This is a genomic window from Caulobacter sp. 17J65-9 (genome assembly GCF_010975005.1).
Lineage (GTDB): Bacteria > Pseudomonadota > Alphaproteobacteria > Caulobacterales > Caulobacteraceae > 17J80-11.
The window spans coordinates 1-13,330 of sequence record NZ_JAAIVC010000107.1; the positions used below are offsets into that span (position 1 = coordinate 1).

The 13,330-nt window shown below is 70.1% G+C and carries 14 protein-coding genes; 8 read left to right on the plus strand and 6 right to left on the minus strand.

Annotation, left to right across the window (positions count from 1 at the left end):
• The 3 genes from G3573_RS14685 to G3573_RS14695 form a co-directional block, all read left to right on the plus strand.
• Positions 1–311: hypothetical protein (locus tag G3573_RS14685; RefSeq protein ID WP_205598268.1), on the plus strand; the 311-nt coding region annotated here is incomplete at its 5' end.
• Positions 308–772 (plus strand): hypothetical protein, encoded by a 465-nt coding sequence (locus tag G3573_RS14690; protein WP_163261990.1) that lies wholly within the window; start codon positions 308–310, stop codon positions 770–772. The genes G3573_RS14685 and G3573_RS14690, both read left to right, overlap by 4 nt.
• Positions 756–1,157, plus strand: coding sequence for a hypothetical protein (locus G3573_RS14695; RefSeq protein WP_163261991.1), 402 nt, complete (start codon positions 756–758; stop codon positions 1,155–1,157). Before G3573_RS14690 ends, G3573_RS14695 begins: the two co-directional genes overlap by 17 nt.
• A gap of 22 nt (positions 1,158–1,179) precedes the next feature.
• Here the strand turns inward: G3573_RS14695 and G3573_RS14700 are convergent, their stop codons facing one another.
• From G3573_RS14700 to G3573_RS14715, 4 genes are all read right to left on the minus strand, one after another.
• On the minus strand, positions 1,180–1,530 hold the full coding sequence (locus G3573_RS14700) for a hypothetical protein (RefSeq protein ID WP_163261992.1): 351 nt from the start codon (positions 1,528–1,530) through the stop codon (positions 1,180–1,182).
• Positions 1,531–1,535: 5 nt separating this feature from the next.
• A complete protein-coding gene (locus G3573_RS14705) occupies positions 1,536–1,865 on the minus strand; it encodes a hypothetical protein (RefSeq protein ID WP_163261993.1) in 330 nt (109 codons plus the stop codon).
• A gap of 216 nt (positions 1,866–2,081) precedes the next feature.
• Entirely contained in the window at positions 2,082–3,359 is a 1,278-nt protein-coding gene (gene pyrC, locus G3573_RS14710) for a dihydroorotase (protein WP_163261994.1), read from the minus strand.
• Positions 3,356–4,342, minus strand: coding sequence for an aspartate carbamoyltransferase catalytic subunit (locus tag G3573_RS14715; protein ID WP_163261995.1), 987 nt, complete (start codon positions 4,340–4,342; stop codon positions 3,356–3,358). Before G3573_RS14715 ends, pyrC begins: the two co-directional genes overlap by 4 nt.
• A 179-nt stretch (positions 4,343–4,521) precedes the next feature.
• On the opposite strand from G3573_RS14715, the gene G3573_RS14720 reads away from it, so the two are divergent.
• From G3573_RS14720 to cydB, 4 genes are all read left to right on the plus strand, one after another.
• Complete coding sequence (locus G3573_RS14720; RefSeq protein ID WP_163261996.1) at positions 4,522–6,327, plus strand: PQQ-binding-like beta-propeller repeat protein; 1,806 nt, start codon at positions 4,522–4,524, stop codon at positions 6,325–6,327.
• A gap of 9 nt (positions 6,328–6,336) precedes the next feature.
• Positions 6,337–8,121: a PQQ-binding-like beta-propeller repeat protein gene (locus tag G3573_RS14725; protein WP_163261997.1), complete on the plus strand. Its 1,785-nt coding sequence runs from the start codon at positions 6,337–6,339 to the stop codon at positions 8,119–8,121.
• 63 nt (positions 8,122–8,184) lie between these two features.
• Entirely contained in the window at positions 8,185–9,594 is a 1,410-nt protein-coding gene (locus G3573_RS14730) for a cytochrome ubiquinol oxidase subunit I (protein WP_163261998.1), read from the plus strand.
• Entirely contained in the window at positions 9,591–10,616 is a 1,026-nt protein-coding gene (gene cydB, locus G3573_RS14735; protein WP_205598269.1) for a cytochrome d ubiquinol oxidase subunit II, read from the plus strand. Before G3573_RS14730 ends, cydB begins: the two co-directional genes overlap by 4 nt.
• Here cydB and G3573_RS14740 read toward each other — a convergent pair.
• Positions 10,613–11,344 carry a hypothetical protein gene (locus tag G3573_RS14740; RefSeq protein WP_163261999.1) on the minus strand — a complete coding sequence of 244 codons (732 nt, stop codon included), beginning with the start codon at positions 11,342–11,344 and terminating at the stop codon, positions 10,613–10,615. The genes cydB and G3573_RS14740 overlap by 4 nt on opposite strands.
• A gap of 179 nt (positions 11,345–11,523) precedes the next feature.
• Between G3573_RS14740 and G3573_RS14745 the strand changes: the two genes are divergently transcribed.
• A complete protein-coding gene (locus G3573_RS14745; protein WP_163262000.1) occupies positions 11,524–12,327 on the plus strand; it encodes a hypothetical protein in 804 nt (267 codons plus the stop codon).
• A gap of 25 nt (positions 12,328–12,352) precedes the next feature.
• On the opposite strand, the gene G3573_RS14750 is transcribed toward G3573_RS14745, so the two are convergent.
• Complete coding sequence (locus G3573_RS14750; RefSeq protein ID WP_163262001.1) at positions 12,353–13,276, minus strand: AEC family transporter; 924 nt, start codon at positions 13,274–13,276, stop codon at positions 12,353–12,355.
• Positions 13,277–13,330 lie beyond the last annotated feature (54 nt).

Genomic DNA, 13,330 nt, shown 5'->3' on the forward strand with positions numbered 1-13,330 from the left:
GCCCCACGCTGGACGACGCGGCCGACGCCCTGCGCGCCCTGGCCGCCGACGTGTTCATCTGGGCGCCCGAGGCCTATGCGGCCGGCACCGCGCCCGCGGCGCTGGCCGGCCTGGCGGTGGGCGCGTTCGGGGCCAACCGCAAGAGCCCGGTCGTCTACCTGATCGCGGCCCTCGCCGGGGCGTTGGCCGCCGTTCCCGCGGGCCTGGGCGACTACGCCGGCCAGATCCTGCTGCTGGCCATCGACGGGGCGATCGCCGCGGTGATCTGCACCGCCGTCGCGCGCCGGTTCAGCTTCCGGAGCCGGGTGTGAGCGAGGCGAGCGAGACGGGCGTCGCCCAGCCCGGCGCGCGGCAGGGTTTCCAGATGGGCGGGGCCGTCCAGTTCGGGGTCCTGTTCCTTCTGATGGGGCCGCTGATCGGGACCTTCCTGTTTGTCGCCGCCGCCGGCTCGATCGGGGCTGTCCACGGGAGTCCGGGCGACATCGCGGAGCTGATGACGACGCCGTTTCTTTTGGTGGGGCTGGTGGTGTTCGGCTACCTGGTCGGAGGCGTGCCGGCGCTTCTCGCCGGTTTGCTTGTCGGGGCGGCGAGCCGCCGGATGCAGGGCTGGGCCTTGTATGCGGCGGCGTTGGTCGCCGGATTCGCGGTGACCGCCTTGCCGCTCGTCGTGTGGGGATCGGGCTCGGGCGATCCGCTGCCGTACGGCGGCCTGGGCGCGGTCGCCGCGCTCGTCTGCACCGGTGTCGCCCGGCGCTGTGGGCTGGGAACCTGAGATTAATCCAGCTTCTCTGGCGCTGGTCCTGGCTCTGGCCGCCGGTTCGGCGCCCGTCGACCGGATCGAGTGGCTCGGCCGCGACCAGCGTTTCTCCGCGCCGTGCGACGTGGAGGTCTCCTTCGGCAGCTACGCCTCCGGGATCAACGCCGAGGTCGCCCGCGAGGTGCGTGCCTACGTCGGGCGCAGCCGCGACGTGACGCGGGCGCAGGGCGTGCGCTGGGGGCGCGAAGGGGAGTGGGACCTTTGCCTGACGGTCCGGCCGAAGCGCGCGTCGAAGGTCTACGCCGACATCCGCCGCATGATCCCGACCTATGCCCGCCAAGGCCCCACGAGCGTCTCCAGCAAGAACGGCGCGCGGTTCGAGAGCAAGCAGGGGCGGTGAGCGGCGGCCCGCCCGGCTACGCCTAGCTCCCCACGATTCCCAGAATGACGGCGAGCCAGGCGGGCAGGGCCAGCAGGCTCAGGACCCGCATGACGTGGACCAGCCGGGTCAGCTCGGCGTCCTTGTGGATGCGGTGCTCGCCCGTCCAGGTCAGGCGGAAGATGTTCCAGGCCACCTGGTTGTCGCGGTTCGGCCAGCCCATCCGGGCGCCCAGCGATTCCTGGTTGTTCTCGACCGCGCGCAGCAGCGAGCGATTGATCGTCAGGCCCTCGGCGTTGAGGAAGCGCACCTTGCGCCAGCGCTGGTACATGGTGAGGCCCACCACGGCGTGCGCGACGAGCACGCCGACGATCGCAAAGAACAACAGCGACATGGAGCTCAGCCCGCTTGCAGGTGTGGAAGGGCGAACGGCGCGAAGAAGAGGGCGAACACCAGGACCGTCGTTAGCCGCAGGGTGTGGATCCGCCGGGTCAGCACCGCGTCGTTCAACGCGTGATGCTCGCCGCTGAGGAGCAGGCGCAGGACGATCCAGCTTCGGCGCGGATCGCGCGAAAACAGGCCCTCGTTGCTGCTGAGGGTCTGCTGATTGTTCTCGATCGCGTTCAGGAGCGCGTGGTTGAGCGGCAAGGCGCCCGTGCCCTTGTGCCGGACCCGCCGCCAGCGGCTGTAAACGCGCCAGCTCAGCACGGCGTTGAACATGCTGAGCACGAAGAAGCTCGCAAACCAGATTGGATAAACGGGCATTGGCACCCCCGCGCGAACGGCTCAGCTTCGCATAGCGCGGTTCGGCGGGGGCTGTCTGCTTTCTCCCTCCCCTTTATGGGGAGGGTGGCCCCGAAGGGGCCGGGTGGGGAACGGTCGAGACTCCCCCACCCTGGCCGCTGTCGCGGCCTGTCCCTCCCCATAAAGGGGAGGGAGAAGGGGCTAGCCCCCGAACACCGTGCGGCCGCCGACGACCGTGCGCATGACCTTGCCTTGCAGGCGGCGGCCGTCGAACGGGGAGTTCTTCGACTTCGACTGCAGCTTGGCGGCGTCGATCACGACCGGGGCGGCCGGGTCGAACAGCACCAGGTCGGCCGGGGCGCCTTCGGCCAGGCGGCCCGACTTGAGGCCCAGCAGGCTGGCCGGGGCGCTGGTCACCGGGCGCAGCACTTCCAGCAGGCTCAGGCCCGCCTCGTGGTGCAGGCTCATCAGGGCCGGCAGCAGGGTCTCGACGCCGATGGCGCCGGGGGCGGCCTCGCTGAACGGGCGGCGCTTGTCCTCGGCCGGGGCCGGGGCGTGCGCGGAGACGATCACGTCGATCAGGCCGTCGCGCACCGCCTCGATCAGGGCCTGGCGGTCCTCTTCGGGGCGCAGCGGCGGGTCCAGCCGGAAGAAGGTGCGGTAGTCGCCCAGGTCCACCTCGTTGAACGACAGGTGGTTGATCGAGCAGGAGGCGAAGGCCTTCACCCCGCGCGCCTTGGCCCGCTTTAGGCTGTCCAGCGCGTCGGCGGTGGAGATCTGGTCGACCAGCAGGCGCGCGCCGACGCTCTCGGCCAAGGCGAGGTCGCGTTCCAGCATGATGCGCTCGGCCACGGCCGGGGCGGCCGGCAGGCCGTTCCAGCCGGACAGCTGGCTGGCGGTGGCGACCGCGCCGTCGGCCAGCCACGGGTCCATCGGGCGGTGGGCGACCAGGGCGTCGAAGCCTTTGGCGTAGGTCAGGATGCGGCGGAACACCTTGGTGTTGACGATGACCCGGTCGGCGTCGGTGAAGTAGGCCGCGCCGGCCTCCTGCATCAGGCCCAGTTCGGCGATGCGGCCGCCCTCCAGGCCGCGGGTGGCGGCGCCGGCGACCAGCATGTTGACCAGGCCCAGCGCCCGCGCCCGACGGGTGACGAAGTCGACCATGGCCGGCTCGTCCAGCGCCGGGTCGGTGTCGGGCTGCAGCACGACGGTGGAGACCCCGCCGGCGGCCGCCGCCTTGGCGGCCGATTTCAGCGTCTCCTTGGGCTCGTGGCCGGGCTCGCCGGTCTTGACCCGCAGGTCGATCAGGCCCGGCGCCAGCACCGCGCCGCCGCAGTGGACGGTGTCGCCGGTGTGGCCCTCGATCGTCGGGGTATGGGCGACCTGGACGATCTCGTCGCCGATCACCAGCACGCTGCCCGGGCCGTCATAGCCCGAGGCCGGGTCGACCAGGCGGGCGTTCACAAAGGCCGTCTTCATCGGCCGGCCTCCTGCTCGAGCCGCTCGGCCAGCGAGGCCAGCACCGCCATGCGCACGGCCACGCCCATCTCGACCTGGTCCTGGATCAGGCTGACGGCCGGATCGTCGGCCACGTCGGAGTCGATCTCGACCCCGCGGTTCATCGGGCCGGGGTGCATGACCTTGGCGCCCGGCTTGGCGTGCTTGAGCTTCTCGTGGTCGAGGCCCCAGAAGCGGAAGTACTCGCGCATGGACGGCACGAAGGCCCCGTCCATCCGCTCCAGCTGCAGGCGCAGCATCATGACCACGTCGGCGCCCTCGATGCCCCTGCGCATGTCGTGGTGGACCTCGACGCCCCAGCGGTCGACCGCGGGCGGCATCAGGGTCGGCGGCCCGACCAGGCGCACGTTCGCGCCCATCATGGTCAGCAGGGCCACGTTGGAGCGGGCCACGCGGCTGTGGGCGACGTCGCCGCAGATGGCGACGGTCAGATTGCCCACGTCGCCGAAGGCCCGGCGCATGGACAGCATGTCCAGCAGGGCCTGGGTCGGGTGCTCGTGCTGGCCGTCGCCGGCGTTGACCACGCTGCCCGACACCTTGCGGGCCAGCAGGTCCGGCGCGCCTGACCCGGCGTGGCGCACGACCAGCAGGTCGGGCTTCATGGCGTTCAGCGTCACCGCCGTGTCGATCAGGGTCTCGCCCTTGGCGACCGAGGAGGTGCGCGGGTTCATGTTGACCACGTCCGCGCCCAGCCGTTTGCCGGCCAGCTCGAAGGAGCTCTGGGTGCGGGTGGAGTTCTCGAAGAACAGGTTGACCAGGGTCCGGCCCTTGAGCAGGTCCAGGGTCTTCGCGGTCTGGCGGTTCAGCTCCACGAAGGCGTCGGCCAGGTCCAGCAGCGCCGTGACGTGCGGCGGCTTCAGGTCCAGGACCGTGGTCAGATGCCTTGCAGGAAACGGGAACAGCCGGGCGCGGATGTCGTCGGAAACGGCGCGGTTCGGTGTCATCGAGGCCCGGCTATAGGCCGGGTCGGGCCGGGGCGTCTAGGGGGCGCCGGGCTTCGAGCGTCCCGGCGTCGGGTCGGGGTCAGGGTTTATACCCCGGCTTATCAGGGGACGCCCTAGAGACGCGCGCCCGTGTCGAGGAGGAGAGTCCCGGCGCACAGCGGTCAGCAGGCGCGCCGGACATGAAACACGAAAAACTTCTCGTTTCCGCCGGCGTGGTGGTGCTCGTCCTCGGCGTGTCCGGCTTCGTGGCGATGAAGTTCTTCGACACCCAGGTGTCGCGCGCGGGCGGCATGGCGCGGGCCTATGTCGACTCGATCGGCGATCCGCAGGGGACGCTGACCACGGAGACCAACCCGGCCTACAAGCCCGTCGCGTTTGCGGCCCCGGCTGTGCCCGCAACGCCGGCGCCTGCGCCGACGTCCGACGAATGGCCGAGCTACAACAAGACCCTCACCACCGAGCGGTTCTCGCCGCTGACCCAGATCAACAACACCAACGCCGGCAAGCTGAAGGTGGTGTGCACCTACGACACCGGCTCCTGGGGGGCGTTCGAGAGCGGCCTGTTGATGGTTCGGGGCGCGCTGATCGGCACCACCCAGTACGACATCTTTTCGCTCGACCCCAACACCTGCAAGGTGAACTGGCGCACCCACGAGAACTATCCCGGCTACCTGCTGCCGACCAACCGCGGGGCCGCCTACATGGACGGCGTGCTCTACCGCGGCACCCAGGACGGGCGGGTGCTGGCCTACGACTTCAACACGGGCAAGCGGCTGTGGGCGACGCCCCTGGTCAACACGGCCAAGCGGGGCGAGACCCTCCCGGCCGCGCCGATCGCCTGGAACGGCATGGTCTTCATCGGCAACGCCGGCGGCGACGTGAAGGGCGGCAAGGGCAAGCTGTTCGCGCTGGACGGCAAGACCGGCAAGGTCCTCTGGCAGTACTTCAACGTGCCGCGTACGCCCGACGACCTGGTGCTGGGTCCGGTGGCCGGGTCGGCGCAAAACCACGCCAACTGGAAGAGCCCCGAGGGCTTCCCGATCAGCGGCGGGGGGACCTGGACCTCGCTCAGCCTGGATCCGGCGACCGGGCGTCTGTACCAGCCGGTCGGCAACCCGGCCCCGGACTTCGCCATCGACGTCCGCCAGGGCTCGAACCTGTTCACCAATTCGATCGTGGTGCACGACGCCCGGACCGGGACCTACCAGAAGCACTACCAGATGCTGCCGGAGGACTGGCACGACTGGGACGCCTCCAATCCGCCAGCCCTGATCACCACGCGCGGCGGAAGGCAGCTGATGGCCGCGGCGCCGAAGGACGGCTACCTCTACGGCTACGACCGGGCCGACGACCGGCTGCTCTACAAGGTGCCGGCGACCACCATCAGGAACGTCGAGGAGCGGTTCGCGCCTGGCAAGGACGTGTCCTTCTGCCCCGGTTCGGTCGGCGGCGCCGAGTGGAACAGCCCGGCCTACGATCCGCGCACCAACCTGATCGTTCTCGGTGAGAACGACTGGTGCGCCACGGTGAAGGTGCAGGACGAGAAGCAGCTGCGGAAGGTGCCGATCGGCCAGCCGTGGATGGGCGACAACGCCATCAATCCGTTCAACATGATCGGCCACAAGCAGGTCCGCGGCGAGGACCACTGGGCCGGGTGGCTGACCGGCTTCGACGCCGACACCGGCGTGTGGAAGTGGCGCGTCAAGACCGACTACCCGATCGTCGCCGGCGTGACCCCTACGGCCGGCGGGGTGGTGTTCTTCGGCGACCTCGGCGGGCACTTCTACGCCGTCGACGCCGACACCGGGCGCAAGCTGTACGGCAAGAAGATGCCGGGACCGATGGCTGGCGGCGTCATCACCTATGCGACGCCGGGCGGAGCCCAGCGCGTGGCGGTGGCGACCGGGTTCAACAACATCTTCTGGCCGGTGAAGTCCGGCTCGGAAAAGGTCGTGATCCTCGGCCTGGACGAGGCGGCTAAGTAGGGGGCCGCGATGAAAAAGCTCCTGATCAGCGTCGGCGTTCTTGTCGTCGTCGGCGCGATCGCCGGCTTTGCGGCCTTCAAGATCTTCCCGGTCCAGACGGCGCGCGCTGCGGGCATGGGGCGCGCCTACGTGGACTCCATCGCCGACCCCAAGGGGACGCTGACCACGGAAACCAACCCGGCCTACCGGCCCGCCGCGACGGCGGTGACGCCCGCCGCGCCGCCGACGCCCGCGCCGACGTCCGACGAGTGGGGGAGCTACAACAAGACCCTGACGTCCGAGCGGTTCTCGCCGCTGACCCAGATCAACACCGCCAACGCCGGGCGGATGAAGGTGCTGTGCACCTACGACACCGGCGCGTGGGGCGCCTCCGAAAGCGGCCTGATCATGGTGCGCGGCGCGCTGATCGGCACCACCCAGAAGTCGATCTTCTCGCTCGACCCCAACACCTGCAAGGTCAACTGGCGCACGAACGAGCGCTATCCGGGGACCCCGCTGCCGACCAACCGCGGCGCCGCCTACATGGACGGCGTGCTGTACCGTGGCACCCAGGACGGCCGCATGCTGGCCTACGACTTCGCCACCGGAAAGCGGCTGTGGGAGGCCAGGCTGGTCGACACCCCGAAGACCGGCGAGAACATCCCGTCCGCGCCGATCGCCTGGAACGGCAAGGTGTTCGTCGGCAACGCCGGCGGCGACTACAAGGGCGGCAAGGGCAAGCTGTTCGCGCTGGACGGCAAGACCGGCAAGGTGCTGTGGCAGTACTTCAACGTGCCGCGCGCGCCGGGCGACCCGGTGCTGGGGCCGATCGCCGTTTCGCCGCAGATCAACGCCACCTGGAAAACCCCCGACGGCTTCCCGATCAGCGGCGGCGGCAGCTGGACGTCGCTGAGCCTGGATCCGGCCACCGGCGAGCTCTACCAGCCGGTCGGCAATCCGGCCCCGGACTTCGCCGCCGGGGTCCGCCAGGGCGGCAACCTGTTCACCAACTCGATCGTGGTGCACGACGCCATGACCGGGGCCTACCAGCGCCACCACCAGCTGTTGCCGGAGGACTGGCACGACTACGACGCCTCCAATCCGCCGGCGCTGGTCACCACGCGCGGCGGCAAGCGGCTGATGGCGGTCGCGCCGAAGGACGGCTTCCTCTACGGCTTCGACCGCGCCGACGGCCGGCTGCTCTACCGGGTGGCGGCGACCACCATCCAGAACACCGCTGAGCGGTTCGCGCCCGACAAGGACGTTCGCTTCTGCCCCGGCACGGCCGGCGGCGCGGAGTGGAACGGCCCGGCCTACGACCCGCGCACCAACCTGATCTTCCTGGGCCAGGTCGACTGGTGCGCCACGGTGAAGGTCCAGAGCGAAAAGCAGCTGCGCGACGTGAAGGAGGGGCAGCCCTGGTTCGGCGAGAACGCGCTCAATCCTTTCGCCACCGGCGGCCACAAGCAGATCCGCGGCGACGGCCACTGGGCCGGATGGCTCAACGCGATGGACGCCGACACCGGCGTGTGGAAGTGGCGGGCAAAGAGCGACTACCCGGTCCTCGCCGGCGTGACACCCACGGCGGGCGGGGTGGTGTTCTTCGGCGACATCGGCGGGTGGTTCTACGCGCTCGACGCCGAGACCGGTCGCAAGCTGTTCAGGCAGAAGCTGCCCGGACCCATGGCCGGCGGGCTGATCACCTACGCCACGCCGGGCGGGCCCCAGCGCGTCGCCGTGACGACCGGGCTGAACAACGTGTTCTGGCCCCTCAAGCCCTCGTCGGAAAAGGTCGTGATCCTGGGGCTGGAGTAGGGGCCTGGATCGGCCGGCCCCGCTGGCGAGTTGGTCGGGGCGGGGCGTGAGGAAGGAACGACGATGGAGTTCGATCCTGTCACGCTTTCGCGCATCCAGTTCGGCTTCCTGATCAGCTTCCACATCATCTTCCCGGCCTTCACCATGGGGCTGGCGGCCTGGCTGGCGGTGCTGGACGGCCTGCGGCTGGCGACCGGGAATGAGATCTACCGGCGGGTGTTCGACTTCTGGCTGCGGATCTTCGCAGTGTCGTTCGGCATGGGGGTGGTGACCGGAATCGTCATGGCCTTCCAGTTCGGCACCAACTGGGGCGTGCTGGCCGAGCGGGTGGGCGCGATCCAGGGGCCGCTGCTGGGCTACGAGAGCTTCACCGCCTTCATGCTGGAGGCGACCTGCTTCGGGGTCATGCTGCTCGGCCGCCACCGGGTGTCGCCGACGGTCTACTTTATATGCTGCTGCCTGGTCGCGCTCGGCACCATGCTGTCGTCGTTCTGGATCCTGGCCAACAACTCGTGGATGCAGGTCCCCGTCGGCCACACGGTCGTCGACGGCAAGATCGTTCCGGCGGACTGGCGCGAGATCGTGCTGGGGCCGGTGATGATGGTGCGCTGGCCGCACATGCTGCTCGCCGCCTTCCTGACCACGGCCATGTGCGTCACGGCGACCGGGGCCTGGTACGTGCTGCGCGACGTGCACCGGCCCGAGGCGCGGGTGATGCTGCACTGGGGGCTGGGCCTGGCGGCGGTGCTGGTGCCGATCCAGATCCTGTTCGGTCACGAGACCGGGCTCTACGTGCTCAAGCACCAGCCGGCCAAGTTCGCGGCGATCGAGGCGCGCTGGAAGACCGAGCAACCGGCCGCCGAGGTGCTGATGGCCTGGCCGGACGAGGCGCAGCAGAAGAACCTGTTCGCGATCGAGGTGCCCAGGCTCGGCAGCTTCATCGCCTCCGGCAACTGGACCGCCAAGGAGATCGGGCTGGAGGCTTTCCCGCCCGAGGACCGGCCGCCGGTGGTGATCCCCTTCTGGGGCTTTCGGATCATGGTCGGCATGGGCCTGATCATGCTGGCGGTGTCGTGGCTGGGTAACCTGCTGCGTTGGCGCAGGCGGCTGGAGACCTCGCGCTGGTTCCTGTGGCCCGCCTTCCTGTCGTTCCCGACCGGCTTCATCGCCGTGCTGTGCGGCTGGTACACCGCCGAGGTCGGCCGTCAGCCCTGGGTGGTGTACGGCCTGCTGCGCACCAAGGACGCGGTGACGCCGTCGCTGACCACGAACGACGTGCTGCTTTCGCTCACGGTCTACGGGCTGGTCTACGCCGTGCTGGCGGGTTTCGGCTTCCTCTACATCTACAAGCTGCTGCGCCGCGGCCCGGAGGCGGCCGCCGAGCCGATCCCGAACGCGACGCCCAGCCGGCCGATGGCCTTCGCCGACACCGCCGCGACCGCCACGGGCAGCCGCACCGAGGGAAGGGAATGACGATGGTGGAGCCGAGCACGCTCGCCCTGTTCTGGGCCGGGGTGATCGCGCTGGCGATCCTCGCCTACGTGATCCTGGACGGGTTCGACATCGGGGTCGGGGTCCTGTTCGGCACGACCCGCGACCAGGCCCGGCGCGCCGAGATGATGGGCAGCATCGCGCCGTTCTGGGACGGCAACGAGACCTGGCTGGTCGTGGTCGGGGCCAGCCTGTTCGCGGCCTTCCCGGCCGCCTATGCGGTGCTGCTCGGCGCGTTCTACGTGCCGGTGCTGCTGATGCTGGTCGGCCTGATCTTTCGCGGCGTCGCCTTCGAGTTCCGCTATCGCAGCCAGCGGATGCGCAGGTTCTGGGACGCCGGCTTCGCCGGCGGATCGACCCTGGTCGCCTTCGCCCAGGGCGCCGCGGTGGGCGCGATGATGCGAGGCGTGCCGACCCAGGACATGCAGTTCGCCGGCGGGGCCTTCAGCTGGCTCCACGGCTTCCCGGTCCTCACCGGCTTGGGGCTGGTGCTGGGCTACGCCCTGCTGGGCGCCTGCTGGATGGTGCTCAAGACCGAGGGCGCCCTGCAGGCGTGGTCGTACGCGCGGATCCCCTGGCTGGTCGGGGGCGTGTTCGTCGTTCTCGGCCTGGCCTTCGTGGTGAGCCTGACGGCGGACCCCGACGCAGCCCAGGGCGCACGGCGGATGAGCGGCTGGGGCGCGGCGTTCCCGATCCTCAGCGTCCTGGCCCTGCTGGGCGTGCTGCTCGGCGCGCGGGCGCGGCGCGAAGCCGTGCCCATGGCCATGGCGGCGGTGTTCTTCGTCAGCGCCTTCCTGACGCTCGGCTTGATGTTCTGGCCCTACATGATCCCCTACGCGGTGACTGTCTCTGACGCCGCCGCGCCGGAGGCGTCGCTGCGGTTCTTCTTCTATGCGGGGATCGTGGTTCTGCCGGTGATCGCGGCCTACACCGTCGGGAAGTACTGGATCTTTCGGGGCAAGACCGACCGACGCCACGTGGGCGTCGCCCGTGGCGGGCGCTAGCGCTCGTCCACCCCCTTCACCTGGCCGTCGGCGTTGAGCCGGCAGACGGCGTGGCGGCCGTTGGCGCGGACGTCGACCTCGTAGCCGCCGTTGTCGCGCGGCCGGGCGCTGACCGGCTGGGCCGAGCCCTGGCGCAGGCCGAACACGCGCTCCACCTCGTCGGCGCAGGCGCGCATGCCGCCGCTGGGCACGCCGCGGGACCCGACGCTGGCCCCGGCCGTCACCCGCCGGTAGTCGGTGCTCGAGCCGTTGCTCGCATAGTAGTCGTCGCGGCTGGAATAGCCGGTGGCGTAGTCCGAACGGCTGTCGCCATAGCTGTAGTTGTTGCCGTAGCCGTAGGTGTCCGAGGCGTAGTTGGCGGCCGGCGCCCGCGTGCGGGCGGGACCGCGCGTGGCGTACTGGTCGCCGTAGTAGCTGTCGTTGGCCTGGTAGGCCTGCCGATCGCGCTGCAGTTCGCGTCGGCCCGCGTCGTAGCCGCGGCGATAGGCGGCGCTGCGTTCGTCGCGATTGAACTCGGCGTCGCGCAGGCCGTCGCGGATGCCGCGTTCGTAGGGGCTGACGCTCTCGTCGTAATAGTCGCCGCCGCGCCCGGACACGGCCGAGAACGCCCGTTCTCCCCGCGCCGTCAACTCGCCGAACGGGCCCTTGTCGCGGCCGTTTGAATTGGGGTCGCGGCACGACGCCAGCGCCGCGGCCAGCAACAGGAGCGAAGCCAGCCTCAGGTTCATCCCGGATCCTCCAGACCCGAGCCTCAGCCTAGGGAAGGTGCGCGAGCCGCCAAATCCGGAAGAACCCCGAACCGGCTGCGGAAAACCCCTCAGGGCGAACCCGCATGCGACGCGGGGCGGGGACTGGCGGTCCGGCCGCGCTTGCTGCAACGTGCGGATGGAAGGCGAGGGGGTTCGTTATGAGGTTGAGTGCGTTTGCGGCGACGCTGCTGGCGACGACGGCGATCGCGACGGCGGCTGCGGCGGCCAGCGAGGGCGTGGCCGCCTGCACCGCGGAGGACGCGGTCTTCGACCGGGACGTGACGATCGTGGGCGAAAGCATGGAGGCTTTCAACACGGGCGACTTCCCGGCGATGAAGGCGCACATCAAGGAGCTGGAAGAGGTCCTGAGCCACGCCCCGGACAGGATCAACTACGTCGAGCTCTGTGGAGAAACCATAGTCCTGCGCGAGTCGTCGCGTCTGGACGCGCAGGCGACCGTCAACCGCGTGCTGGTCGGCGAAGACCGTAAGCGCAAGGTGGCCTGGCGGCCCACGCCCTACACCCTGGCCAGCATCGCGGTCGGTTCCTTCTACGTCGAAATCGAGGACTTCGCCGCCGCCGACAAGGCGCTGAGCGTGGGCATGAAGCTGGAGCCGCTGCATCCGAACCTGGTCAGCGAAGCGGCGCTGGCTTTGAGCCGTCTCGGGCGAAACGACGAGGCCCTCGCGGTGCTCGACCGGGCGCTGGTGGAGAACACCTGGATGGAGGCGCTCGACCGGGCCCGGCTGCTGCGTACGCGGGGCTTCAGCCTGATCGAAATGAAGCGGCTGGACGAGGCGGAGGCGGCCTATCGCGACTCACTGAAGTTCCAGCCCGGGCACACGGGCGCGTTGGGCGAGCTCGACTACATCAGCAAGCTTCGCAAGGGCGGGGACGAGTGGGACACCCGCACGGTGCGCAGCACCACCGGCGAACCCAGCCCGGAGAAGGTGAAGCCCTAGGCCGGCCGCCTGCGTCCTGGCCGCCTCAGGCGAAGTGGAAGGCGGTCAGGAACAGCGGGATGGTCAGCGCGCTGGTGACCGTGGTCAGGGCCACGATGCCGGCCATCAGCGGGGCGTCGCCGCCCATCTGGCGGGCCAGGACGTAGGAGGCGGCCGCGCCAGGGGCCGCGCCGCACAGCAGGGCCACGCCCTGGGCCAGGTCGTCGCCGCCGTACAGCCGGCAAAGGCCCCACATCAAGGGCGGCATCAGCAGCACCTTCGACGCCGAGGTCAGGCCCAGCGTCCACGGCCGCTTGGCGGCGTAGCTGAAGGACAGGCCCGCGCCGGCGATGATCAGGCCCAGCGGCAGGGCGGCGTCGCCCAGCAGCTCCAGGGTCTCGAACACGCCCGGGATCGGCGGCACGCCGGTCAGGTTGAGCGCCAGGCCGGTCAGGCAGGCGACCAGGATCGGGTTCTGCAGCATGGCCCTGGCCACGGCCCGGGGCGAGGTGCCGGCCTGGCCCTCGCCCCAGCGCACCATGACCAGCACGCACAGGATGTTCACGACCGGGATCAGCGCCCCGATGATCACCGCCGACAGGGCCAGGCCCGGCTGGCCGAACACCGCCTGGATCACCGGCAGGAAGACGAACGAGTTCCAGCGGATCGCGCCCTGGAACACCGAGGTGAAGGCCGGGCCGTCGATCTTCATCAGCGGGCGCAGCGACACGGTCACGACGCCGATGATGATCACGGCGGTGACCGCCGCCAACGCCGCCGCGCCGGCCGAGCCGCCGGACATGTCGGCCTTCCAGATCGCCGGGATCAGGAAGCCGGGATAGAGCACGTGGATCGACAGCCGCTCGATCGGGCCCCACAGCTCCAGCGGCAGAAAGCCCGAGCGCTTCAGCAGATAGCCCAGCGCGATCAGGGCGAAGACGGGCAGCACGCCCATCAGAATGGCGATCACGACCTAGATCCTCCCCCGTTGGGGGAGGGGGACCATGCGCAGCATGGTGGAGGG

What these genes read in the sequence shown, in the direction of transcription:
- G3573_RS14700 (WP_163261992.1), bottom strand. Translation starts at nt 1,530, where the DNA reads ATGTCGCTGTTGTTCTTTGCGATCGTCGGCGTGCTCGTCGCGCACGCC.
- pyrC (WP_163261994.1), bottom strand. Translation starts at nt 3,359, where the DNA reads ATGAAGACGGCCTTTGTGAACGCCCGCCTGGTCGACCCGGCCTCGGGC.
- G3573_RS14715 (WP_163261995.1), bottom strand. Translation starts at nt 4,342, where the DNA reads ATGACACCGAACCGCGCCGTTTCCGACGACATCCGCGCCCGGCTGTTC.
- G3573_RS14720 (WP_163261996.1), top strand. Translation starts at nt 4,522, where the DNA reads ATGAAACACGAAAAACTTCTCGTTTCCGCCGGCGTGGTGGTGCTCGTC.
- G3573_RS14725 (WP_163261997.1), top strand. Translation starts at nt 6,337, where the DNA reads ATGAAAAAGCTCCTGATCAGCGTCGGCGTTCTTGTCGTCGTCGGCGCG.
- G3573_RS14730 (WP_163261998.1), top strand. Translation starts at nt 8,185, where the DNA reads ATGGAGTTCGATCCTGTCACGCTTTCGCGCATCCAGTTCGGCTTCCTG.
- cydB (WP_205598269.1), top strand. Translation starts at nt 9,591, where the DNA reads ATGACGATGGTGGAGCCGAGCACGCTCGCCCTGTTCTGGGCCGGGGTG.
- G3573_RS14740 (WP_163261999.1), bottom strand. Translation starts at nt 11,344, where the DNA reads ATGAACCTGAGGCTGGCTTCGCTCCTGTTGCTGGCCGCGGCGCTGGCG.
- G3573_RS14745 (WP_163262000.1), top strand. Translation starts at nt 11,524, where the DNA reads ATGAGGTTGAGTGCGTTTGCGGCGACGCTGCTGGCGACGACGGCGATC.